Raw genomic sequence first — 24714 nt, forward strand, 5'->3', positions numbered from 1 at the left:
CCTGCCGGGCTCCGGGCTCAGTCAGCGCCTGCGCCACGCGCTGGCGCAAATCCATCGAATACGCTTGCATATACCTGCTTACGTACGCTAGGCGACGGCAGCTACACCGTTCATGAATCCGCTATATGCCACCGCTAATTTGTAGGGCTGATTGATCTAACTCAGATAGATGAGATGCTAGTATAAACAGACCAGCAATGCCACCTCCCAGATTGTAATAGCTTAGCAGTTTTAGAACTCTGTTTTGCGGAATAAAACTATCGACTGGCATTAAGCAGTAGTTTGTTAAACATATAAGAAAAAAATCACCTCAGCAGCCAATTGGCTTGCATAGCTCTTCACGCCAGCAGCCGCGCCTGATTGGCCACGTTAATCAAGGCCGGGGCATTCTTGAGGGTAGCCAATACTACTTCCTTGGCGGCTTGCTGCAGCTCGTCGCGGCTGATGTCGCGGGCTTCTTCGCGCACCAGCTCTGTGAGGGCGTGGAGGGCATGCTGCACGGCTTCGCGCCGGGGCCGCTCGGTGCGAAGCTCCTGGCGCACCTCGGCAAAGTGGGCCTGAATTTTCAGCCGCCGCAGGTGAAACACCGAGTCGCTGCACACCTGGGGCTGGATGGTATCGAGCAGCTTCAGCAGCGGCAGCATCTGGGTGGCGGTAGCTCCTACCAGGCGCTGGCGGCGGCCAGGGCGGGCGCCAGAATGGGAAGCCCCATCAGCGGCGGGCTCCGGACTAGAAACAGACATTCGCAATAACCGGGTAAGTGGACGAGCGAGGCGCGTGATTTTCATAACAAGATACTGTACCAGTTAATAATTACCGAACTCTACGCCCGCTCCCAAGCCAACTGACCCGAGGGCGTAGCTTCCTGCTGGGTACCAGAGGCCTTTGGAGCTAGCCACCGGCGCAGGGCCCAGTGCGTGGGCAAGTAAATCACTACCAGCAGCGTGAGCATCCAGCCTACCAGGTAAAGCGGGGCGGGCAGCCAGGTTTGCGGGTGGGCGTCATCGAAACCGAACACGTAGTTGATGTTCACCGGAATCTTGGGGTCGGACAGCACGGTGCCGGCGGGCGGCAGCCAGAAGTAGGCCACCAGGCACAGCGCCCAAGCCAGCAGCGTCCAGGCGGGCAGGGCGCGCCGGTCGTAGCCCAGGCGCTTCACCAGAAAGAGGATCAGGAAGGGCAGCCAGCCGTGGAAGAACGAGAGCCCGCGCAGAAACAGGGAGCGGTTTTCATCGAACATGTAGGACGTCATGCCCAGCAGATGGTGGCCGCACAGCTCGCCCACAAAATCGGCGCACCACAGCACCTGCGGCAGCAGGATGCCCACCGCAGCCATGGAGGCCGGCAGGCGGCGCTCCGTCCACACACTCACCAGGCACAGCAGCAGCGACACGTCGCAGAAGTACAGGAAGTTGGTGGGGCCGTAGTTCACCCAGTACACTGGTACCATCACCAGCAAAAAGGCGGTAAACACGAGTTTCAACCAAAGCGGCAGGCGAGCAGGTGTACGTTTCATGGATGCGGAGAAGTAAGGTGCGAAACAACTATTGGTCCCCCGGCCACGCGGCGTACGGCGTTGCCCTGAGAGGATGCCCGAAGTAGCACCCCAGATTCGGCTTCGCCAGTTCAATCTATACTCACATCAGACTTTTAGCCTGGCTTCAATACCATGTAAAACAGGCCTTTATGGCTATTATCCTTTTTCAAATCAGACTTCATAAATAGCAACTAGCAGGCGTACAGCAATGGGTAAACGCACAGAAAGCGCCACCAATCTGGCGGCGCTTTCTGTGCGTTTGTCTATGCTCTGTGAACAGCAGGCCCCAAGCACGTCATGCAGAGGCGGAGCCGAAGCATCTCGCGTGCTGATGTTGCAATACTAATCCTAACGCCAGCACGCGAGATGCTTCGCTGCGCTATGCATGACGTGCTTTGGGCCTATTTGCTGTCCATACAGCCTAAATAAGCTCGGTGATTTCACGCACGCCCAACGGCCGTTCCCGCGTGAAGCCTTCCCCGAACTCTACTCCAATCAGGTGGCCGAATTCCCGGGCCCGAGCCTCCATGAAGTTGCTGAATACCGGTGTGGATAGGTAAGTGCCGGGCTCGGTGCTTTCCGGGTCATGGAACTGGGAGCGGTATGCCTGAATACTCTCCCACTTTTTGGGCCAATGCGCCGTAATGTCCACCACGAAATCGGCCGGAATCTGGCGGTCCTGGATGTAGTGAAACACCAGCCGGGGCCGCCAGGGCTGCTGAGGCTGCCCGTCGTCGCCGAGAGTTTCAATCATGCGCAGCCCGCTCAGAAAGCATGATTCCGAGGCCAGCTGCGCCCCGCGGCCGTGGTCGGGGTGCCGGTCGTGGATGGCGTTGCAGAGGATGATATCGGGCTGGTAGCGGCGAATGGCGGTAATAACGGGCAGCTGATGCTCCCGGTCGTTGCGGAAGAAGCCGTCGGGCAGGCCCAGGTTTTCGCGGGCACTGAGACCCAGGATGCGGCTGGCGGCTTCGGCCTCCTGCGCCCGGGTAGCCGGCGTACCGCGCGTGCCCAGCTCACCCCGGGTAAAATCCACAATGCCGATTTTCTTACCGGCCGCTGCCGCTGCGAGCAGCGTACCGGCACAGGACATTTCTACATCGTCGGGGTGCGCCCCAAGGGCCAGGATATCAAGTTTCATATGCAATCAGTTGTCGGTTCCCAGTTGCGCGTTACCAGCCCCGTTCTGGTAACTGGTAACGCGCAACTGGCAACTCATTTAATCCGCAGCGTGCGGCCTACACGCAGTACGGCGGTACCGCCGTTCAGGCGCCGGATCTGGGCCTGGGAGACGCCGTACTTGTCGGCAATTTCTGATAGCGTATCCCCGCTCCGGATTTTGTGCGACACAATGCGGCGGGCCTGCGTAGGCTTTCCACTGCTGCTTCGGCTGCTGCTGCTGCCGCCGCTGCCCGCGCCCGGCACGCTGCCGCCGCGGTACCGCAACGACTTGCTGTAGTAGGCAAACAGGCCGGAGGTAATCTGGAAGTTGTCTTTGATGAGCCGGTAATCCGGGAAGTCGTACATCTGCTCCGGGTCGATGGGGTTGCCTTCGTAGCGAACCTCAAAGTGCAGGTGAGAGCCGCTGCTGCGGCCGGTGCTGCCGCCCCGGCCAATCAGCTGCCCGGCCTTCACAAACGTACCCGGGGTTACCAATGACTTCTGCAAGTGGCCGTACAGCGTTTCGATGCCGTTGTAATGGCGCACCATAATGTAATTGCCGTAGCCCGAGCCATCCCATTTCACAATGCGCACAACGCCATCAAAGGCCGCTTTTACTGAGTCGCCGGTTTCCAGGTCCAGGTCCACCCCATAGTGCCAGCGGTAGCCCCGGAAACCGAAGTCCGAGGTCATCGGGGTTTTGATCAGGGGCATCTTGGCGTAGCGCTGCTTTTCAGGCTCCGTCAGCTTCAGGTTCAGCGTGTCCTTGATGCGGCGGCCATCTACCCGGTACGGATTGATGTTGTGCGTGTCCCAGATAGCGTAATAACCCGCCACTTTAATCCAGGAAGAGTCAATTTTGACCTGCTCCGACACCTCCACAATCTCCTGCCCGCCCTCGTTCAGGGTGCTGGTGTCCTCGCTCACAATGGAGAGCTTTTTGGCCGGATTGAAGAAGATAGATTTAGCCGCGTCGGAATTTTCCTCAGGCAGTTCCTCCGTCTCAATCAGGATGGTCGTATCGGGCCGCACGTAGCGGATAGTCGGGGATTTGATGCGGAAAAAATCCTTCCGCTTGCCTGCCGAGCCGGCTTTCGCCTTTGGCTCCGGCGCTTTGCGCCGCTGGGCCAGCAGCTGGCCGGGCAAGCCAATAAACAGCCCGATCAGTAGCAGCGGCAGCAGCCAGGTTTTCAAAAAGTGCAGCAAGGGCAAAACAGTGAAATGGTGAAATAGTGAGCTGGTGAGTTAGTGACTTAGCGGGTTGAACGCACGGCCACCTTGAATAGTGTTTGGCGTCAAACTCACTAAATCACTAACTCACCATTTCACCTAATGGTCGCCCAGGGCTGCCAAATACCGCTCGGCATCCAGGGCCGCCATGCAGCCGGAGCCGGCAGCCGTTACGGCCTGGCGGTAGGTATAGTCCTGCACGTCACCGCAGGCAAATACCCCATCCACGTTGGTTTTGGCCGTGCCGGGAATGGTTTTCAGGTAGCCTTGCTCGTCGTGGTGCAGATAAGGCTGGAAGATCTTGGAGTTGGGCTCGTGGCCGATGGCCACAAAGAAGCCCTCAATGGCCAGGTCGCGGGTGGTGCCGTCCAGCACGTTCTTTACGCGGGCCCCATCCACGGCGTGCTCGCCCAGGATTTCGTCGGTTACCGTGTTCCAGAGCACCTCAATTTTGGGGTTGTCCATCACGCGTTTCTGCATGATTTTCGAGGCGCGCATCTCCCCTTTCCGCACAATCATGTACACCTTGTTGCACAGGTTGGCCAAGTACGTAGCCTCCTCGGCCGCCGTGTCGCCGGCACCCACAATGGCCACGTCCTTACCGCGGTAGAAGAACCCGTCGCACACGGCGCAGGCCGATACGCCCGAGCCGTTCAGACGCTGCTCCGAGGGCAGACCCAGCCACTTGGCCGAAGCTCCGGTGGCAATGATGATGGTGTCGGCGGTCAGCTCCAGGTTTTCGTCAATGGTCACCCGATGCGGGTGGCCCGAAAAGTCCACCGACGTAGCAATGCCGTAGCGGATGTCAGTACCGAAACGGGCAGCCTGCTTTTTCAGGTCTTCCATCATTTCGGGGCCCATAATACCATCGGGATAACCGGGGAAGTTCTCGACGTCGTTGGTGATAGTCAGTTGGCCGCCGGGCTGCAGGCCCTGGTACATCACCGGCTTAAGGTTTGCTCGGGCGGCATAAATAGCGGCTGTGTAGCCAGCCGGACCGGAACCGATAATCAGACACTTGATGTGCTCTGGAGTGGAAGTCGCCATGAGAAAGTTCGAAGCGCAGGGTATGGCCCGCGCCGGGTAGAGTTAAGTTGGGGTGCAAAAGTACAAGTACGCCGGATTTTCGGCCGGTTCAGCTTCGCACTACCGAAATTAAGCCAACTTCCACGGTCCGTCACTTTGTCCGAAACGCCGAGAAAGGTGGATAATAGTAAGCCGGGGTACTGCACATCAACAAAAAACCCCAACCAATGGTCAGGGTTTTTTGCAACGGGGTAGAAAAACTTACCCCAGATAGGGTTTCAGCGCTTTGCTGCGGGACGTATGACGCAAACGGCGGATAGCTTTTTCCTTGATCTGACGAACCCGCTCACGGGTCAGGTTAAACTTCTCCCCGATTTCTTCCAGCGTGAGCGAGTGTTCCCCGTTCAGGCCGAAGTAAAGTGTAATCACATCGGCTTCGCGCTTGGTGAGCGTGCTCAGGGCGCGCTGCACTTCCTTGCGGAGCGAGTCGTTCATCAGGCCGGTGTCGGGAGACTCCTCGTCCTCGTTTTCGAGCACGTCGAGCAGGCGGTTTTCTTCGCCCTGCACAAACGGCGCATCCACCGATACGTGGCGGCCCGAAATCTTGAGCGTATCCACCACTTCCGAGGTGGTCAACTCCAGTACTTCGGCAATTTCCTCGGGCGAAGGCTCGCGCTCAAACTTCTGCTCCAGCTCCGAGAACGACTTGCTGATTTTATTCAGCGAGCCAACCCGGTTCAGGGGCAGACGCACAATACGGCTCTGCTCGGCCAGGGCCTGCAGAATCGACTGGCGGATCCACCAAACGGCGTAGGAAATGAATTTGAAGCCCCGGGTTTCATCGAAGCGCTTGGCGGCTTTAATCAGGCCGAGGTTGCCCTCGTTGATCAAGTCGCCCAGGCTCAGTCCCTGGTTCTGGTACTGCTTGGCTACCGACACCACGAAGCGCAGGTTGGCCTTGGTGAGTTTTTCCAGCGCTTGCTGGTCACCTTCTTTGATGCGTTGCGCCAGCGTTACCTCCTCGTCGGGGGTTAGCAGATCCACCTTGCCAATCTCCTGGAGGTATTTATCCAGCGACTGGCTTTCGCGGTTGGTGATCTGCTTGCTGATTTTTAGCTGTCTCATTGCGGGCGCGAGAGAGTTGAGTTATTGATGCTAGTAAGGTCGTGTTGGTCCGGTATACGAGGGATACCCAAACGCGGGTACCGGGTCAGTTGAGAGCAACACCCCGGTACCCGCGAAAGTTCGGCGGCAGCGGGTTAAGCTGCGCCGTTGGAATCAGCAGCGCGCTCCGGCTTGGGCAGCAGCACCTTGCGCGACAAGCGGTATTTGCCCGTTTTCTTGTCGATGTCGAGCAGTTTTACGTCAATCTCCTGCCCTACTTCCAGCACGCCCTCCAGCGCAGCGAGGCGCTCGTGCGATACTTCCGAAATGTGCAACAGACCGTCTTTGCCCGGCATAATTTCTACGAAGGCACCGTAAGGCTGGATGCTGCGCACCTTGCCTTTGTAGGTGGCACCTACTTCCGGCACGGCGGCAATGGCCTGAATACGGCCGATAGCAGCCTGCATGTCTTCCTGGTTGGAAGCGTAGATGCTCACGTGACCTTTCTCGTCCTTCTCCTCGATGATTACCGTGGCGTTGGTGTCCTTCTGGATCTGCTGAATCACTTTGCCACCGGGCCCGATTACAGCGCCAATGAACTCTTTATCGATCAGCATTTTGTGCGAGCGAGGCGTATGCGGCTTCAGCTCGGCGGCAGGCTGGCTGATGGTCTTGGCCATCTCGCGCAGAATGTGCAGACGGCCTTCGCGGGCTTGGTGCAGGGCTGCCGTCATGATTTCGGCGCTCAAGCCCTGGATTTTGATGTCCATCTGGCAAGCCACGATACCTTTCTCGGTGCCGGTTACTTTGAAGTCCATGTCGCCGAGGTGGTCCTCATCGCCCAGGATATCCGAAAGCACGGCGTATTCGCCGGTTTCCTTGTCCTGCACGAGGCCCATGGCAATACCCGAAACGGCGGCGCGTACCGGAATACCCGCGTCCATCAGGGCCATCGAGCCAGCGCACACCGTAGCCATCGACGAAGAGCCGTTCGACTCCAGGATGTCCGACACGATACGCACGGTGTAGGGGTTCTCGTCGTCGGAAGGCATTACCTTCTTCAGTGAGCGTTGAGCCAGGTTGCCGTGGCCGATTTCGCGACGGCCGGGGCCGCGGTTCGGCTTCACCTCACCGGTCGAGAAGGCCGGGAAGTTGTAGTGCAGCATGAACTTGCTGTAGCCCGAGGTCATAGCAGTGTCGATGATCTGCTCATCGAGCTTGGTGCCCAGAGCTACCGTGGTCAGCGACTGGGTTTCGCCGCGGGTGAACAAGGCTGAGCCGTGGGCACCGGGCAGGTAGTTCACTTCGCTCCAGATGGGGCGGATCTGCGTCAGGGCGCGGCCGTCCAGACGGGTGCGCTCCTTGATCATCATGTCGCGGATGGCTTTCTTCTCGGCCGAAGAGTAGTAGCGGCCAAACATCTTCATGTCCAGTTCCGGCTGCTCTTCCAGCAGCTGCTCGGTCAGCGTCTTTTTAACGGCGCTGAATGCCTCTTTCCGGCCCGATTTGCTGGTGTTGCCCGACTTGGCAATTTCGTAGGCCTGCTGGTACACGCCTTGGTGGATGCGCTTCTTCAGGTCGTCGTTTTCCTCGTACTTGGGGTACTCGCGCTTCACGTGGGATTTCTCCACTTCGGCGGCCAGCTCCTGCTGCACGCGCACCTGCTCCTTAATGGCTTCGTGGGCGAAGGCAATGGCTTCTACCATTTCTTCCTCGCTCACTTCGTTCATTTCGCCTTCCACCATGGCTACCGAATCAGCCGTGGCACCCACGATCAGGTCGATGTCGGCGCGGGCAATGTCGGCGGTGAGGGGGTTGATCTGCAGCTTGCCGTCGATGCGGGCCACGCGAACTTCCGAGATGGGGCCAGCGAAGGGGATATCCGAAATCGAGAGGGCAGCCGAAGCGGCCAGCGCAGCCAGAGCGTCGGGCTGCACGGTTTTATCGGCCGAAATCAGGGTAATCATCACCTGCACCTCGTAGTGATAGTCCTTAGGGAACATCGGGCGCAGGATACGGTCTACAAGGCGGCACACCAGGATTTCGTAATCCGAGAGGCGGCCTTCGCGGCGCTGGAACGAGCCGGGAATGTTGCCGGCACCACCGAATTTCTCCTGGTAGTCAACCGACAGGGGCAGGAAATCCACGTCGCCGCGGGCGCTGGGCTGCGACACAACGGTAGCCAGCAGCATGGCATCGCCGAGGCGTACCACTACGGCGCCATCCGCAAATTTGGCCAGTTTGCCGGTTTCAATGGAAATCTGCCGTCCGTCGGGCAGCGTAATGTGTTTGGTAACCGCGTTGTAATTGGGCATCTGAGAGGGTTGCTTTTGAAAAGCGTGCAGCGGGCGAGCAGCCGTAAAAACGGGGCCGGCAGCGGCCCCATTTTGCTCTAAAAAATCATATTCAGAAAAATCAACGTCCGAACCTAACAAATGGTGCACTTGGTTTCGGACAAAAAAAGAGCAGGGAACCTTCCGGGGTGGAAGGCTCCCTGCTCCAGGCGGTGGGCTTACTTACGAATGCCCAGCTCCTTGATGATGGCGCGGTAGCGGTTGATTTCGCGGTGCTGGAGGTAGTCCAGCATGCGACGACGCTTACCAACAAGCTTCAGCAGGCCCAGACGGGTCGAGAAGTCTTTTTTGTTCACTTTCAGGTGCTCAGTGAGGTGCGAGATGCGGTGCGTGAACAGCGCAATCTGAGCCTCGGCCGAACCCGTGTCGGTGGCTACTTTTTGCAGGCTGTTTTTCTCGAAAATAGCCTGTTTTGCTTCGGTAGTGAGTTTCATCGGCAGATAGGTTTCCCCGTCCTAGATTAAAAAATGAAAAAAGAAAAGCCACCCCGCAATTCGGGGTGGCCGCAAAGGTAAGAGTTTAGTTTGAATTTCTGGCAGCATCACTTACCAGAAGCCCCTCAGGCTGATTTTTTGTAGCCCCGCAGCGGCCAGCGCAGCCAGCCTGGCACAAAGCGGCCCCAGTCGACTTCCAACAGGCCGGAGTCGTGGCGGGCTTGGTAAAGGAAAAACAGACCAATGGGCAGCAATACCAACGCCGACATCCACATGCCCACGCCTACCGGCATAACCACCTCCCGGCCGTACTTCTCGCCCATGATGGACACGACGTAGTAGATGATAAAAAACACAATAGACACCAGAATGGGCACCCCAATCCCTCCCTTTTTGATGATGGCACCTAATGGGGCACCAATCAGAAACATCAGTAAAATAGCTGCTGATTGAGTGTATTTGCGGTAGCTCTCGATGCGGTAATTGGCCGTTTCCTTGGTCAGGTTATTCAGACGTTCGGCCGAGGTGCCCAAAAAGGAGCGCACGTTCCGGGCCCGGTTGGCCGCCTGCTGGGCTATATTCTGCGTAACGGGGCGCAACTCTACTGCCGGTACCTGCCAGTTTTCAACCCGCTGAATGGCCATCCGGCCGGTAGTGTCGAGGCGCAGGTAGGTGTAATAGGGATTTAGCTGCGGAATAAGGTGCTTCCGCTCCAGCAACACCCGGTTGTGGAGCGAATCCGTGTAATGCGTGAGCTGGGCGAGGTTCAGCATCATCTTGTTGGTGTTGAACAACTCTTTTTTGGTGCGGTCCATCCCGAATGAAGCCAGGGAGAAGGTAATCAGGTTCCGGTCGAAATTCTGGCGGATAAAGCTGGCCCCCGAGGCGTTCTGGGCGCTGGGCTGCTCCACGTACGTACGGCCATGATACAGCTCCAACCCCAGGTACTGGCCTCCGAAGCGTGTAAACATGCGGCCCGAGTCGGCCAGAATCACCGCATTGCCGCCCCGACTCTGGGTATGATCATAAATCATGACTCCCTTAAGCAGGTCACCATTCTCGCCCAGCTTTTTGTTCACTTTAATCGTGTAGCCCGGAATGCCGTTGTAGAACACTCCCTCCCGGATGTCGAGTGCCAGCTTCTGTTGGCGCACATCCCAAAGCAGGCTATAGGCTTCCAGATTGGCCATGGGCACAATGGTGTTGTTGAACCAGAAAGCTCCCCCGGCCAGCAGTACACTGAACAGCATTACCGGCCGCAGAATACGGGTAAGCGAAATGCCCGCTGTTTTGATGGCTGTCAGCTCATGGTGCTCCCCCAGGGTGCCATACGTCATCAATGACGACAGCAACACCGCCAGCGGCAGGGATATGGGCACGATCAGCACGCTGAAGTAAAACAGCAGCTGGGCAATTACACCGAAACCCAGATCCTTCCCAACTAGGTCGTCCATGTATTTCATCATGAACTGCATCAGGAAGATGAACTGCACTACCGCGAAGGTGAGTACAAACGGCCCGGCAAACGCCTGCAGAATAAGTTTATCGAGTTTTTTCATATCAAAAGACCCGACAGGATACGCTACCCGGGCCAGAAGCCTCCCAAACAAAAAGGAGCAAACAGGAAACGAAGATACGGCTCGTTTCGTGTCTGCTCCTTCTTTGATCGGGCAACGGGTAGTTAACCGCCCACCTGTTCCCGCAGTTTCTGCATGAGACTATCCCACATTTCCTGCAGCTCAATGGTGTCGGTTTCTTCCGAATAATCCACTACCCGCAGGTACACTTCCTGCGTAAGCTGCGACTCCTCAATCAGGAAGTCGAGGTAATTGGCATCAGCGGCGTGCCGTTTATTTTCATCCAGAAAGACAAATCGTACAGAGCGGTTGGTCCGGTGCGACGCCATTTCGGCGTGGTGGGACTGATTATCCCAGATGAAATTGTAAAGGTGTCCACCCTCAATCCGTACGTCTTGGCAGAACCAGTGGGAGAGCCCAGATGCGGAAGCCAGGTACGGATACAGGATTTTAGGCGAAGCATTGATGGGGTATTCGACCGTAAAACGGTGTTTGAGGCGAGTGGCAGAAAGCGGCATAAGCAGAACAGCGTAAAGAATTTAGCGGCCCGCACTGGTTGAAAAAAGCGGCCCGGCAGCCAATATACGCGGGTTTTTTTTTGCACAACACTTGCATTACGTTAAATCTTGTCCTTACATTTGCACCACCAAACAGGGCGGGGTAGCTCAGTTGGTTAGAGCACAGGATTCATAACCCTGAGGTCACGAGTTCAACTCTCGTCCCCGCTACATTCGAAAACGGCCTTTCCTTCGCGGAAAGGCCGTTTTTTTGTGCTTGTTATATTTTTATCACAAAATTATCACAGCGCCATGTACGCCCCTGAGTACGAGCCCCGCCTGTTCGACGCCGATGGCGACCTATCCAAGCGCTGGTATATTGACTACCGAATCTGGGATACGGACAAGCAAACCTTCGTTCGCAAGCAGTACACGGGCATGAACAAGTACACTACCCTACGCGAGCGGCGGCGGGTGTGCAAGGAGAAGCTGGCTGAGATTCGCCAGCTGTTGGAGGAAGGCTACACGGCCGGCAAGACCCCAGCCGTCACTCTGGGCATTGATCCCAAGAAGGCGACCGTGCAGCAGGCTATTGAATGGGTAGTGGAGCGTAAAGCCGCCGCGGGCGTAGGCACGGAGTTTTACAACGTGGCCCTGCGCCGCATCCGCGAGTACCCACCGTTTGCGTCCCTCCCGCTTAAATTTCTATCCCTGGCCCACATTACCAGCTTTCTGGAACAGCAGAGCAAGCGCGGTATTACGGCCAAAACCTATAATAACTACCGCAACAGCCTTAACGCCTCGTTTAACTACCTAGTCAAGCAAGAAATCCTGACCCGCAACCCGTGCGCGCCCACGGAGCTGCGCAAGGTGGAGGCCTCCCCCATTCACGTGCCTTACACGGAGGCGGAGCGGCAGGCCATCACGGCCGAAATTCTCAAGCGGGGCGATGAGCAGCTACTCTTATATATAAGCTTCATCTACTACGGCTTTATCCGCAGCGGCAGTGAGCTGCGCCTGCTGCGCGTGCGCGACATCAAACCGCGCACGGTGCTCGTGCCGGCGGCCCGGGCCAAGAACGGTAAGGCTGAGCACGTAGCGATTGTGCGCCAGCTCGAGGCCATGATTGAAAAAGCCGGCCTGCGCTCCTACCCGCCCGATGCCTACGTGTTTACCAAGGAGCACAAACCGGGGCCGGAGCCGGTGGGCAAAAACTGGTTTGCCAAGCGCCACCGCAAGGTGCTAACAGCCGTAGGGCTGAATGATGGGGAGCATACCGTGTATGGCTACAAACACACGGGGGCTATTAACTTATACCTGGCCACGCAGGACATTGAGCTGGTGCGGCGGCACTGCCGGCACGCTCACGCAGGCATTACGGCCACCTACCTGCGGAAACTAGGTATGTTTGATGATGATGAGCAGTTGGCCAAAATGCCGGACTTCTAGCATGCACTAAACTCGACTCCTTACACGACCACAGAAAAGGCCCTCAGCTACTCGCTGAGGGCCTTTTTCTTTTTCGGGTGGCAGATTGGGTGTCAGTTCAGGACACCTGCCGACTTCGCCCACCTGGTTCCGGACTCTCTACCATGGCGCGCTTATCTCCTACTCGGTAGGTAAAGTGGTACCGGCGGCCATGCACGCGCCGCCATCGTTGGTAGAAGCGCGGTCGAGGCACCCTAATACCCGTATTGGGTGTGGCTACCTGCGTCACACGCACCTGCTCCCGAGTGGGAGCATCTACTGGCGCGCACTTGCGCTCCTGGTAGAAGTAGTCCACCGGCGCCGGCGTCAGAGGCGGCGGTGCCGGCCGGCTACAGGCCGTGGCCAGGATGAAGCAAAGGCTGCCGAAGAGCAGAACGAGGTAACTTCTCATAAGCTGAGGGTTTGGGTTTGTGTGAAATGAACCCAAAACTCCTCCTCAGCCCAGCCGGCAAAAAGGACACTAATTCGCTCCTTCGACGACTTTCTTGTAGCGCTTCACCGTGGCCAGGGGCAGGCCGGTGAGTTTGGTGATGGCACCGGCACTGGTGTGCCCGGACTTCATGGCCATACTCACCTGCTCCAGACGCTTCGGGTCAAGGCCGGCCCGGCGGCCCATGTGGGTACCTGCGGCCTTGGCCAGCTCACGGCCGTGGTCCTGCCGCTCCCGGTTTATCTCCCGGTCATACTCGGCCAGCACGGCAAACACGCCGACCATCATCTTGCCGGCGGGCGTGGCCGTGTCGACCCCCAGGTCGAGCGACACGAAGCGCACCTGCAGCTCGGCAAACCGGGCAATCAGCTCCAGCACGTGGCGCGTGTTACGTCCGAGCCGGTTTAGCCGGGCGACCTTTACCGTATCACCGGGCCGTAGCTGCTGCAGAAGTTTCTCCAACTCGGGGCGGCTGGTGGTCGTACCACTCATCTTCTCCACAAACAGCTGGTCGCAGCCAGCAGCCGTCAGCTGCTCAACCTGAGTATCGGGGTTCTGATCTTTGGCAGAAACCCGGGCGTATCCGAAAATCATAGTAAATGGCTCAATAAGTACGGCTCACGAAGATAGTAACGTGAGCCGACTTAATGAGCCATTATTTTACTGGTGAGCCAGCCTACCTCGGGCCGGCTCAGATAGGTGTACCTTTTTGAGCCATATGCTCTCACTGTTCCAGTGGAGTTGTTATTCTCTGCAAAGCGTCAAATGCGAGGTAACCTCCTACAAACGACCGTTTATAAAATGTTCCCCAGACTCAAAAGACGAGATACCTCCATGAATTGGTACGGGAACTCAACCCGCACTTGGAGCAGGAAGGGCAGCGCCAGGTGGCCTAGCAGCGCATTCACCAAGCCGGGCAGCAGCACAGCCGCGGCGGTGGATTCGGCATGTAAAGACTCTTCAGACTATATAGGCTCTGGTTAAAAGTCTGGTACAAAGGTTAAGCGGGCAGTCGTATTGCCTACTTGAGCCACCGTGTATCTCCATCTTCTACGCCTGTTTCGAACTTAGACAGCACTAATAGATTTCCTGCTCTAATTCCCAATCGGTGAAAGGCTCCTCAGGCAAGTCGCCATCCAACTGCGCCCGTGCTCGGTCATTGGCTCGTCGCAAGGCCCGTGCGTACGCTGTGGCAGTATCGGGTGCTGGCCTATTTACTACAGTAGTCCACACCGCAAAAGCGGGTACCGCATCGGTTCCTACTCCCTCCAAGTCCACTAAGTAAGTCGGCGTTTGAATGGGATCGGCAAAGGTGTTGTGCATGAACTGGCAAGCCAGCTGGAAAAAGCGCGCATACACATCGTCCGGCTGCTCCATCGGAGCCGTGGCCAACAGGGCCTGCGCGCGCGCCAAGTCCCCTGTCACAAAGCTAGCAACTACATAATCCTCCGCTCGACTATCTGCCCGCTCACCTGGCGCGCGTTGCCGTAATGCCTCCGTGAAGAGGCGGAAGGTATTCTCCAGCAGATGTGGTGCACGCACTAAGCGAAAAACGTAATCCGTTCCAATCAGCTGGGGGTGCAGGGTACCCGCGAAGAGGTAATACACGAAACACTGAATGTCCAATAGGGCATCATTAGGCAAACGCATGATCGAAAGATACCATCGATTCGCTGGCTTGTGCGTTTAACCTTTGTACCAAACTTTTAACCAAGGCTAAGAACCCCAAATGGCATCGTAGGCCCAGCCAGGTGCGAAGAGCCAAACAGCCTACCTAATAACCCGGATGGCGTGGTTGAGTTCGTCGGCCACGTATACCACACCCGCCGCGCCCAAGGCCACGCCAGTAGGACTATAGAAGCGAACTACTGCGCCTACGCCGTCAGCACCACCGATGGTGCGGGCCGTACCAGCCAGCGTACTCACCACCCCCGCCGCCGTAATTTTGCGGATGACGTGGTTGCCCGCGTCGGCCACGTACACCGTGCCGGCCGCGTCCACGGCCAATCCCATGGGGTCGTTAAAAGTAGCCGATGCGCCCGGCCCGTCGTTGCTACCGAAGGCACCGGCCCTACCGGCCAGGGTACTCACTACCCCTGCCGCCGTAATCTTGCGGATGTTGTGGTAGACGACGTCGGCCACGTACACGGTGCCCCGGGTATCCACGGCGATGCCGATGGGGCCCCCAAAGCGGGCCGCCGTGCCCACACTGTCGATGCAGCCCCGGCTACTTGCCTTGCCGGCCAGCGTGGTCACCACGCCGGCCGCTGTAACCTTGCGGATGGTGAAGTTACCCGCGTCGGCCACGTACACGGTGCCGGCCGTGTCCACGGCCACGCTTGCGGGGGCATAAAAACGGGCCGCAGAGCCTACGCCGTCGGCGCTGCCATGGGAGCGGGCCATGCCGGCCAGGGTGCTCACCATCCCGGCCGCGGTGATTTTGCGGATGACGTGGTTGTGCTGGTCGGCCACGTACACTGTGCCAGCAGCATCCACGGCCACGCCCGTGGGGTAAGCGAAACGGGCCATTGTACCCGGACCATTCATACTGCCTTCGCGTAAGGGAATTCCAAAGCGCACGACTAGGTCCGCGCTGTCACCGATGCTCTGCCTGCCCACCACGCCAGCTAGCGTACTCACCACCCCGGCCGCCGTAACCTTGCGGATGGAATTGTTGCCCGCGTCGGCCACGTACACGGTGCCCGCGGCATCCACAGCCAAGGCTATGGGGTTGAAGAACCGGGCCGCCGCGCCGACGCCGTTGACGCTGCCCCGACTGCCCGCCGTGCCGGCCAGGGTGCTCACCACGGGCCCGGTGGTCAGGCTCTGGCAGGCCGAGGCCACCAGTAGCACCAGCCCCAATAAGGCCGGCCATAAACGGGGTGCAAGGCGAACGTGGTTAGTCATGGTCGTTAGGAAGTTTGACCAGGATGAATGAGCCGGGTCAGTCGGGTAAAGCTACAGTGTAGGGACAAGAGTAAGTGCTGGATATTGTCAATACGGAATGACTCGTAGGGATGAGTTTCGTAATCTTCAAACCAGCGCTAGTGCCCCGGAAAAATACCACGCCGACGGCGCCCCGACCGGGAGCCAAAACCCACCACGATTCCAAGAGGGTCAAATAACATCGATTATGATAAGGAACGGAATGAAGATAGGGATATAGGGCATGTAGGAGCCGCTTCATCATTTTGTTTAATTTGGGCAGACTTTATAACTGTCCTCATGGATAACTGGCCCGTTATCGTTGCTATTGTAATTGCCCTAAGTGGTGGTATTTTTCTCCTGTCTCGACCCTTGCCTGTCGATTACAGAAACGGAGAGTATCGGCGGCATTTAACCACCGCGGAAAAAGCTGCTCTTCAACGGGGTGAGGTGGTAGAGAAAACCCATAAGGCGTACCAGACCGTCTGGAAGTCTTATTATGACCAGGGACCCTTGCGGGTAGTACTTAACAGGACTGGAAAGTACACCTTCACCCCACATGGTCATTGGCAGCGCTTGACCAAGCAGGGGCGCTTAGAGGCAGATTCCTATCCCAAGGCGATGTACCCAGACGCCTCGTGGCGGCAGTATTTAGCCAACGGCCAACTTGATTTCGCTATGTATGATCTGCCTGCCCTATGGGAGGGCGACTCGATTGTAGAGACTCGTATTGTGCAGTTTCGCTATTCTGAACCGCTCGATACCGCTTATGTGCAGCATATGTTTAGCAAAGGCAACAAGGAAGTGAAGCCGAGTACCTTTTCCTTCGACGGAGCCGGCAGGAAGCTCATTCCGCAGGAGCAGATGAAAAGCCTAGGGAATTTGAAACAGTAAACCTGTCCGAAAAGTCGAGTTATGTTTACTCGCTGATTAGCCTCCATAGAACCGAACAACTATCCAGAAAACACTCGGTTTCTGGACACGAACGTTTGTCCAGAAAAGGGTATCAAAAAAGCTCCCGAAAAACCACGTTTTCGGGAGCTTTTTCAACGCCGACCAGACCGTCCGTAAACCGTCCGTTTTCTGGACACGTTGGCTCACTACTTAATATGAGTAATTGCTGATGTCACAATCCGGCAGAAAGTATCCTTGCGCCTCCCTTTAGTTGCTTGAATCTTGAGGTTACTCATCCACCTCTTTTCCACAACTATGAAAAAGCTTTTTTTCTCGGTCCTGGCTGCCTTGCTACTGCTCGGAACAACTACTCACCTGCATGCCGCTGACGCCACAGGCCGCACGGAGCAGGCCGCAAGCAATGCTGACTATCATCGTGGGGTAATTTATGGAGGTTACGTCCGAGCCGCTGCTGTCACCAACGATGACTTGATCGGTCCCTATGAAACAGCGCAAGCCGAACGAACAGCCGCCGCTCAGGCTGGAGATTGGAATGCATTTGACTACTGGAGTGGTTATATAGATGGCCTGGGCCCGGTACTGATACCCTAATTGAGCATCCACCCACTCACTAAAAAGCCCCCTGCCCCGGTTATCTACTCCAGGCAGGGGGCTTTTTAGTGATTAGCCAGAAACGCAATTAGCGAATATCAGCCTGCTTACGGGTGGCCTCCCGCTCCTCCAGGGTACGCTCCAGCAGATGCACGTCCAGGTGCACGCCCAGCTCACGAGCCCACTGCTCCACGTCCTGCAAGCGCAGGTCCAAGCGGCGCAGCACCTCCACCAGCTGTTGGTCGACGGAGGCCCCGCTGCCGGCGGCCGTATCCACGTCGCCCGAGGTGGCCCCGCCCTGCCGGTAGCCCGGGCCGCCGAGGCGCTTTTGCTCCAGCCACTGCTCTACCTGCACCACCTGGGGGTCGGCGCGCATCCACTCCGGAATCACGTACTCGTTCTCGTGCACCACGCCGGCAATGGGGAAGCCATCAGGATCCAGCAGCTTGCCGCTGCTGCCAATGCTCATGCCTGAGCCGGTGGCTCCACCCTTACGAAAGCCGATGCCCAGGATTTTCCCGATGCTGGCCCCGGCCGTGGCGGTGGCCAGCACGTTGGCCCCTACGGTGTAGGCCGTGCCCAGGGCAATGGTGGCCGGCGGAGCCAGGGCCGCTATCTTGGCCCCGGCCTCGGCATTGGCCGCGTACTGCTTGGGCACGCTCATGCCGATTTCGGCAATGGCCAGCGCCTTCTGCGCCGCCACGCCGGCTTTATAGAGCAGGGTTTTCTTCCCACTGATTTCCATCAGAGCCTGAAACTCCTCCGAGCCCAGCAGCCGGCGGGCGGCCGTGAGACCCTTCTCAATTTTATAGTAGCCCTCGTCCATGCCCTTGCGCGAGGCGAGGAAGTCCGCCTGGTTGCGCAGCTTCTCGGCCTGGAGCTTCTTATACTCGGCCGACTCCTCCCCACCTTTTTGCTTCACCAGCTCCAGCTCCCGCTCCAGGGCGGCCTGCTTCACCGCGTACACCGCGTCCTGGAACGCCCACTCGTCGAGCACCCCGTTGGCCAGCTGCACCTCCAGCTCCGCCAGGCGCTGCTCCTCGTCAGCTTGCGCGCCGGCGATGCGCTTGTCCAGCTCCTCCTGCTTCTTCTTTTCCGACTCGGCATCGAATCCGGCCTGCAACTCGCGCAGCTTCAGGTCCCGCTCCTGCATAATGGCGGCCACCCGGTCCGTGTAGTCGTTCTCCAGCCCGGTGAGCTTGTCCACCTGGGCGCCGGCATCCTGGAAGATTTTCTGCCGCTGCTGCTCGCGGCGCAGCTGCTCATCCGTGTAGCCTTTCTGCTCCAGCTGGCTGCGCAGGGCGTCGCGGCCGCTGAACACGACTAACTCGTCTTTCACCAGCCGCTTCAGATCATCCAGGTGCTGCTGATCGGCTTTGTCCTGAGCGGCTTTGGCCTCTTTGCGGGCCTTCTCGCGGGCGGCCTGGGCCTCCTTGGCGGCTTTCTCGCGCTGCTCCTTCGTGGTACCGTCGCCGCCGGCACCGGGCCGGGTATCGGGCGAGTCGCCCCCATCCTGGCTGGTAGCCGTGGCCTCAGTGGGGCGCGCACTATGGGCCGCGTTGAAGGCTTTCAGGTACGCCCGGCCGGCGGCCCCGCCAATTTTATCGAACTCGTCGATGGCCTCGCTGATGTCGCCGGCCAGCACCGCTTTCCACGCCCGGCCCACCTGGGTGAACGAGGCCCGGGCCGCGGCCGAAAAGCCCTCGAAGAATGCCGGCGAGTCGCGCAGCATATCGAACAGCAACCGCAGCGGGGCAATCATGATGTAGAGCATCGCCCGGGCATCCTGGGAGCTTTTCACCCACTCGATAGTGGACTTGGCCAGGTCGGCCAGCGCCCCCCAGAGCAGGCGCGTGGGCGTGAGCACCAGGCGCAGTGCTGCACCGATGCCATTGGCCACGTCCTTGACCAGGCTGCCCTCCTTGCTGACCAGACCCATGCTCTCGCCCAGCTCCAGCAGCTGCTCCCACACCTGCTGCACCGGGGCATAGAGTTCCTTGAACGTGGCACCCAGCGAGGCCAGCAGCGTATAGAGGAACGTCATGGCCCCGTTGGTGAGGATTTCCACGCTGTTGCCCGTGCCCTCAAACTGCTTAGTCAGCTCATTCTGGGCCTCGGCCAGCTCCTGCTGCGAGCTAAGCAGGGCCTGCTGCTGGCGCACGTAGGGGTTGGTCTGGTCGATGAGCGTTTCCACCCCGCCCCCGATATTCTTCAGCGACTGCAGATACTCCAGGCCCGCATCCTCGCCCGGACCGCCAAACACGTCGGCAATAACGGTCTGCAGCTGCGAGGCCGGAATCTTCGTGTCGTTCATCTGGGTTGACACCCGCTGCAGGGCCTGCACCGACGAAATACTGCCGTCGTTGATGCCCTTAAACAGTTTCTGGGTAAACTCGGTCCCGAAGGCGGCCTCCATCGCGTCGCCGGTGGCCTTGGTTTGCTCCCGGATCCGGAGCCCGAATTCTTTCACCACGTCGGCCCCCTTGTCGGAGAAAACCCCATTGGTCTGCGACTTGGTCACGATGCCGATGAATTCCGACGCCGAGACGCCAGCGGCCTTGAACTGCGCGGGGTATTCCTTTACCTGGTCGAGGAACTCACCGTTCACGTCGGCCCCGGCCACGAAGCCCTGCTCCAGCAGCTTGAGGGCCTCCTTTTGAGAAATGCCCATTTGCTTGCTCAGCGCGTTGCTAGCCACCAGCACTTCGTTGTATTCCTTGCCGAACGTCTGCGAGAGGGCACGCACGCCCACGGTCAGCTCGTCCAGCTCCGCGCCGGTGGCACCGGTCAGGGAGTTGATATCGGCGCGCATCTTGCCGATTTCCTTGGTGGTATTAATCACCTCGGCCCCCAGTTCCTTAATCAGGTCCAGCGCGGCTTCAGCCGTGACGGTCACGCCGGCAAAGGCCAGCGCATCTTTAAAGGTCAGGCCCTGCTCGGAGGCCTCGCCCATTTCCTTCTTCACGCCCTCGATGCGCTCCTGCAGGGCCCGGTAGTCCTTGAGCATCTTCGCCCGGCCGGCATCGTCGCTGCTCATGTCATGCAGCTCCCGCTCCAGCTGCGCCGCGGCCGCTTTCATCTGGTTGAAGGTGGCCTCCACTTTCTGGCCATTGAGCACCACCTCGCGGTTTTCGGCCGCCAGCTTGCGCTGGGCCTCGGCCAGTTCCTCCTCGGTCTGCACAACCTGGCGCATGGACGTGCGCGTTTCCTGGAGCCGCTGATTGAGCCGGGCGTAATCGTCCTGCAACTTGGCCCGGCCGGGGTCGTCGGCCGCCATCTTGGACAACTGACTATTGAGCACGCCTAGGCCCGCCGACATTTCCTTGATACTGGCGTTGGGCTGCTGCGCATCGACGACGATGCGTACTTTCCGTTCTTCGGGGGTTTCTGCCACGATTACGTCACTTATAAGTTAATTTCCACTGTTTCGGAAGGCAGAGACTCGCCCACGGCGCTGATCAGCAGCGTGCCGTGCAGGTCCGACATCAGCTCGGCCAGGCGCTTGGTCTGGTAGGCTATTTCCTTCCCATACCACCGCTTAGCCTTGCGCTGGCGGCGCTTAAGCTGGCCCCGGTTGTTGCGGATCCGGTCGTAGCCATCATCGCCCTTCCGCACGCCGGTACCCATGCCCCGGCCCACGCCCATGTCGATGAACTTGCCGTACAGGGCATAGGAAAGCTGCAGCTGCAACCGCCCATTGGCAGCCCCAATCACCTGCTTTTTAAAGCTGGCCATCAGCGCACCGGTATGGCGGATGCGCAGCTTGCGCATGTTCTCAATGAAGCTCCCGATGGTGATGTCCAGCCACTTGTCGGCCATTACCCTCTCTTGTTCTTCTATTGTCATCGTCTGATGGGTCGGTAGGTGAAGCGGGCCTGCTCCAGCCGGCGCGACGTGCTCACGCTAAGGCTGACTTTTTCCCACAAATACTTGCGCCCCGCCACCAGCTCCTTGCGCTTCGGGTCCAGGCTGAGCAGGTCGGCCACCCGAAACTCCATGGTGCGCTCCTCCCGGCCGGCCCGATCCAGGAAATCCAGCCAGGGCTGGTAGTTCTTGGCGTACAGCCCCTCCGGACCGGGCCAGCGCAGCGCCGGCAGCTGCCCGTCCGGGCTGGCGCTAGTGGCCATCGGGTAGGTACTGCCCTGATAAGTGCCCACGCCCAGGTCGTAGAGCAGGCGCAGGCCGGCGCGACTGTCCTCGCCCGCCTCAAAGGCCGGCGAGGCACCCTTGGCCAGCACGGCCGGCACCAGGCGGGTGCTGTTATCGGACTTGTCCAGGGCCTCGAGCACGTGCAACGTGCCGGCCTGGGTGTCGATGGTGGTTTTGCCGTTGCCCACGCGCAGCTGGGCCCAGCTCGTGTCGCGGGTTTTGTTCAGGTCGTCACTCTCCAGCCCCAGCTTGAGCAGAAAGCCACCGCCCTCCGCTACCGTCAGACGGCCCGGGCCGCCGCGGCGCTCCACGTAGGCGTCATCGGCCACTACGTCGCGCAGGCGGGTGATGCGCAGCTCCGGCCGCACGGGGTGAAAGTCGAAGCCCAGGCCAAAGTACTTCTGCACATTCACGAGAAACTCGCCCACGCCCTGGTCGGGCACGTGCGCGCTGAGCGCAAACGTGGCCGGCAGTACCGGCAGCTTGTCGGTAGGGCTGGCCAGCACTTCGGCCGCCCGGTCCGAGTAGCAGATCAGGTCAGCCGCATCGCGGAGCCACTCGCCCGACACGCGGTACCCCACCGCCCCCAGCACCCGCTCCAGCAGCGGCACCAGGCGCGGGAACGGCACGAGGGGAAACTGCCAAGTGCCGCCGGCATTGAGCCGGTAGCTACCATTTCGGTAGTCGTTGAGCAGCCCGGCCCCGGCCTTGAAAGCGTCGTTCTTGTCATAAAACTGCGGATTATGCATCGTGGGCAGCGCGTACAGGGCCGCGTCCGGACGCAGTTCCAGGGCCACGGTGCCCAGGTCGAGCTGGCGAAGGGTGCGGCCGTTGATACGGGCCTGCAAATCGGCGGCATCTGCAGCGAAGGTGTACTGCCACGTGCGCTTCTGCTCATCGCACTCCTTGTAGAGCAGGCTGCCCTGCCGCCACAGAATGCCGTCGATGTAAAAGCCGCAGGCCTCCGGCTCCACTCCTTCGCCCTGGGCAGCGCGCACGTGCGGAAAGTTCAGGGCCCGCAAGTTGCGCGGGCTCCAGGGAATGGCGAATGAGTACGAGGTGGTGCCCGGCACCGCATCGAAGCGAAACAGCGGATTCTGGATTTCCAGCGTGATGGTGGTGCCGGCGGCCAGATCCAGGCCGCCGGCACTCGTAACCAATTCTATCATACAGCACCGGAATCGGGGCCCACCGGTGCGGCCGACTGGCCAGCCAGCACCGGGGGCAGGTAGGGAGTAAACTGCCGCTCAGCGGGCAGCACAAAGTCTATTTCCAGCGTGGGCACGGACTTGCCGTCGTCGAGCACGCTGACGGTTTTGGTTTTCACGTAGCCGGCCAGCCACCGCCCGGCATTCCAGAGCAGGGCCCGGCGGGTGAGCAGCAGCTCCTGCAAGCCCAGCTGCTGCACCCGGCCCAGGTGCACGCCCGAGGCCAGCTTCAGTACCGGCTTCAGTTCCCGCTCCAGCACGGCCGTGTCGCCGGCGAGGGGGTCGTAGTCCAGCGGCAGGTTCAGCTCCACCTGGTCGCCACTCACTTCCGCATCGAGCTGGGCCTCGCCTTCGGCCACGAACGTGTTCATGCCGCCCAGCGAGTTGGCGTAGAGCACGTAGCGGCGCAACGGGGCCTGGCGCTGACTTAAGCAGTAGGTGCGCACTTCGCTCACCACAAACCCGTCGTCATCGGCCACCCACACGCGCCAGCCGGTAATGCGCGCCCGTTGCGTGGCCGGCAGCCGCTCCAGCCGCAGCTGCGCGTAGCCGCAGCCAAAGCAGAACACTTCATACCGCTGCACGCCACCTTCCACCTCGCCTCCGTTCAGCTCCTGCGTCGTCGAGTCGTCGAAGCGCAGCTCCACCACCAGGCGCACGCTGGGCGTGGCCACCAGGGCCTGGTAGTAGAGAAACTCCGGCTGGTCGACAAACACCTCCTTCTCCCGCGGCTCCCAGGTCAGAAACGGCTTTACCTGCTGCTGGTAGCTGTTTTGCCACGTGCGGGCGCGGGCCTCGGTAAAGCTCAGGCCGCCGAGCAGCACGTAATGCTGCTCGGCCGACAGGGCCGCTGCCCGCACCGGCGGGGTGCCGTACACCTGCGCGTACTTGAGAAAAAACCGCTTAAACAGGCTCTCTGCCCGCTCGGTTACCGGCCCCACGGCCGCCGGCACGTGGTGCCGTAGGTACGGAGCCAGCAGTTCCTGCACCTGGAAGGCCGTGCGGCCGTCCCGATCCGCGGGCTGCTCCAGCTCCGCCCCCACGGCCGTGAACTGGCCGCTCAGGTACTGCTCCTCCACCAGCACCTGGCACACGAAGGTGAGGTTCGGTTTCAGGTCCGGATCCTGTCGGTAGAGTGCCCCGGCATCGAGCCGCAGCGGGATGGGGTTGCGAACCAGGTAGCAGTTGAGCTGCGAGTACTCCACCACCACGTCGGCCGAGCAGCCCAGCGCATCGGTGATGGTGCACGCGTGCGTGCCTTCGCCCAGATCGGCGCGGAAGGCCTGCCTGTTGCCATCGTCCCACAAATACGCCAGCGGTGGAGTACCACCCGAGGCTACCAGCGTCACGCCGGCTTCGGTTTTTTGCACTACCACGTCGATGCGCGGGTTCTCTCCTACCACCACGTCGCGGTAGGTACTGGCCTGGTTGGCATCGGTGAGTGTCACCCGGTACGTACCGGCCGGCAGGTTGCTGCGGGTGAGCGTGGTAACGCCATCGTCCCAGCGCACGGCCAGCGGTGCCAGGCCTCCGCTTACCGTTAGCTGCACGGCCGCCGTGGCGCTGCCGTAGCAGGTGGCCAGCTGCACGTCGGGCGTAATGAGCAGCGGCAGCAGCGTGGGGTTGCGGCTCACCTCGCGGAAGCGCGGGTAGTCGTTGCCGGCCCCGCCGAACCCGCCGATTTGCAGCGCGCCGATGTCCAGGGTAGTATCGTAATAGCGGGCCGTGAGCGTAATCTGGCCTTTGTACATGCCGGTGGAGTCCACCGACGGATCATCCACGTAGCCGTCGCCGTCCGCATCCTCGGGCGTAGTGGCGGCAAGTAGAGTGCTGGCCACCGTGTACTTGTCGGCCAAACCCCGGCTGGCCAGGTCCTGCTCAATGGCCCCGCGCAGGCTCTCGGCCGTGCTCAGTAGCGGGTTGGTGGTACCGGCCTGGGTGAAGACCGTGTACTCGCCGGGCACGGTGGTGTAGCCGTGGCGGGCCGTAAACTGCCGCGACTGCCCGGCCAGCGTAAGCCAGATCAGCTGGCCGTCGCCGGGAAACACGAATTGAAAAACCAGCTGGAAATACCGTTCGCCTGCCATA

20 protein-coding genes and 1 tRNA gene are annotated in these 24714 nt (G+C 59.6%); 4 read left to right on the forward strand and 17 right to left on the reverse strand.

The features are described from left to right. Window positions 1–338 precede the first annotated feature (338 nt). From EI291_RS18725 to EI291_RS18770, 10 genes are all read right to left on the reverse strand, one after another. On the reverse strand, window positions 339–743 hold the full coding sequence (locus EI291_RS18725; RefSeq protein ID WP_125423679.1) for a hypothetical protein: 405 nt from the start codon (window positions 741–743) through the stop codon (window positions 339–341). 80 nt (window positions 744–823) lie between these two features. Then, complete coding sequence (locus tag EI291_RS18730; RefSeq protein WP_125423682.1) at window positions 824–1516, reverse strand: hypothetical protein; 693 nt, start codon at window positions 1514–1516, stop codon at window positions 824–826. Window positions 1517–1958: 442 nt separating this feature from the next. Beyond that, window positions 1959–2678, reverse strand: coding sequence for a bacillithiol biosynthesis deacetylase BshB1 (gene bshB1 / locus EI291_RS18735; protein ID WP_125423685.1), 720 nt, complete (start codon window positions 2676–2678; stop codon window positions 1959–1961). A 74-nt stretch (window positions 2679–2752) separates the two neighbouring features. Continuing rightward, the gene (locus EI291_RS18740) at window positions 2753–3904 is read right to left on the reverse strand and encodes a peptidoglycan DD-metalloendopeptidase family protein (RefSeq protein WP_240635601.1); all 1152 of its coding nucleotides are present in this window, start codon (window positions 3902–3904) and stop codon (window positions 2753–2755) included. A gap of 123 nt (window positions 3905–4027) precedes the next feature. Next, complete coding sequence (gene trxB / locus EI291_RS18745; RefSeq protein ID WP_125423688.1) at window positions 4028–4975, reverse strand: thioredoxin-disulfide reductase; 948 nt, start codon at window positions 4973–4975, stop codon at window positions 4028–4030. Window positions 4976–5215: 240 nt separating this feature from the next. Further along, window positions 5216–6079: a sigma-70 family RNA polymerase sigma factor gene (locus EI291_RS18750; RefSeq protein WP_022823752.1), complete on the reverse strand. Its 864-nt coding sequence runs from the start codon at window positions 6077–6079 to the stop codon at window positions 5216–5218. 134 nt (window positions 6080–6213) lie between these two features. Further along, window positions 6214–8373: a polyribonucleotide nucleotidyltransferase gene (gene pnp / locus EI291_RS18755; RefSeq protein WP_125423691.1), complete on the reverse strand. Its 2160-nt coding sequence runs from the start codon at window positions 8371–8373 to the stop codon at window positions 6214–6216. Between the two features lie 197 nt (window positions 8374–8570). Beyond that, window positions 8571–8846: a 30S ribosomal protein S15 gene (gene rpsO, locus EI291_RS18760; protein WP_044002073.1), complete on the reverse strand. Its 276-nt coding sequence runs from the start codon at window positions 8844–8846 to the stop codon at window positions 8571–8573. Window positions 8847–8971: 125 nt separating this feature from the next. Next, window positions 8972–10405: an LptF/LptG family permease gene (locus EI291_RS18765; protein ID WP_125423694.1), complete on the reverse strand. Its 1434-nt coding sequence runs from the start codon at window positions 10403–10405 to the stop codon at window positions 8972–8974. A 122-nt stretch (window positions 10406–10527) separates the two neighbouring features. Then, a complete protein-coding gene (locus EI291_RS18770; RefSeq protein WP_125423697.1) occupies window positions 10528–10941 on the reverse strand; it encodes an START-like domain-containing protein in 414 nt (137 codons plus the stop codon). Window positions 10942–11077: 136 nt separating this feature from the next. Between EI291_RS18770 and EI291_RS18775 the strand changes: the two genes are divergently transcribed. After that, window positions 11078–11151, forward strand: a tRNA-Met gene (locus tag EI291_RS18775). Between the two features lie 81 nt (window positions 11152–11232). Beyond that, complete coding sequence (locus tag EI291_RS18780) at window positions 11233–12369, forward strand: tyrosine-type recombinase/integrase (RefSeq protein WP_125423700.1); 1137 nt, start codon at window positions 11233–11235, stop codon at window positions 12367–12369. Window positions 12370–12868: 499 nt separating this feature from the next. On the opposite strand, the gene EI291_RS18785 is transcribed toward EI291_RS18780, so the two are convergent. The 3 genes from EI291_RS18785 to EI291_RS18795 form a co-directional block, all read right to left on the reverse strand. Further along, window positions 12869–13432 (reverse strand): recombinase family protein, encoded by a 564-nt coding sequence (locus EI291_RS18785; protein ID WP_125423703.1) that lies wholly within the window; start codon window positions 13430–13432, stop codon window positions 12869–12871. 483 nt (window positions 13433–13915) lie between these two features. Next, the gene (locus EI291_RS18790; protein WP_125423706.1) at window positions 13916–14488 is read right to left on the reverse strand and encodes a hypothetical protein; all 573 of its coding nucleotides are present in this window, start codon (window positions 14486–14488) and stop codon (window positions 13916–13918) included. Window positions 14489–14608: 120 nt separating this feature from the next. Further along, window positions 14609–15745 carry an NHL repeat-containing protein gene (locus EI291_RS18795; RefSeq protein WP_125423709.1) on the reverse strand — a complete coding sequence of 379 codons (1137 nt, stop codon included), beginning with the start codon at window positions 15743–15745 and terminating at the stop codon, window positions 14609–14611. Window positions 15746–16063: 318 nt separating this feature from the next. Here EI291_RS18795 and EI291_RS18800 point away from each other — a divergent pair, with 318 nt between their 5' ends. Both EI291_RS18800 and EI291_RS18805 read left to right on the forward strand, forming a co-directional pair. Continuing rightward, window positions 16064–16657, forward strand: a complete 594-nt coding sequence (locus EI291_RS18800; protein WP_125423712.1) for a hypothetical protein — start codon at window positions 16064–16066, stop codon at window positions 16655–16657. Window positions 16658–16972: 315 nt separating this feature from the next. Then, window positions 16973–17269: a hypothetical protein gene (locus EI291_RS18805; protein ID WP_125423715.1), complete on the forward strand. Its 297-nt coding sequence runs from the start codon at window positions 16973–16975 to the stop codon at window positions 17267–17269. An 88-nt stretch (window positions 17270–17357) separates the two neighbouring features. Here the strand turns inward: EI291_RS18805 and EI291_RS18810 are convergent, their stop codons facing one another. Genes EI291_RS18810 through EI291_RS18825 form a run of 4 tightly spaced genes read right to left on the reverse strand, consistent with a single transcriptional unit; the run spans window position 17358 to window position 24713 of the window. Beyond that, window positions 17358–20663: a phage tail tape measure protein gene (locus tag EI291_RS18810; protein ID WP_125423718.1), complete on the reverse strand. Its 3306-nt coding sequence runs from the start codon at window positions 20661–20663 to the stop codon at window positions 17358–17360. Window positions 20664–20674: 11 nt separating this feature from the next. After that, window positions 20675–21115 (reverse strand): hypothetical protein, encoded by a 441-nt coding sequence (locus tag EI291_RS18815; RefSeq protein ID WP_125423720.1) that lies wholly within the window; start codon window positions 21113–21115, stop codon window positions 20675–20677. Further along, window positions 21112–22587, reverse strand: coding sequence for a hypothetical protein (locus EI291_RS18820; protein WP_125423723.1), 1476 nt, complete (start codon window positions 22585–22587; stop codon window positions 21112–21114). Before EI291_RS18820 ends, EI291_RS18815 begins: the two co-directional genes overlap by 4 nt. After that, window positions 22584–24713, reverse strand: coding sequence for a SprB repeat-containing protein (locus tag EI291_RS18825; protein ID WP_125423726.1), 2130 nt, complete (start codon window positions 24711–24713; stop codon window positions 22584–22586). Before EI291_RS18825 ends, EI291_RS18820 begins: the two co-directional genes overlap by 4 nt. Window position 24714 lies beyond the last annotated feature (1 nt).

Origin of the sequence: Hymenobacter rigui (assembly GCF_003944715.1) — a bacterium.
Classification (GTDB): domain Bacteria; phylum Bacteroidota; class Bacteroidia; order Cytophagales; family Hymenobacteraceae; genus Hymenobacter; species Hymenobacter rigui.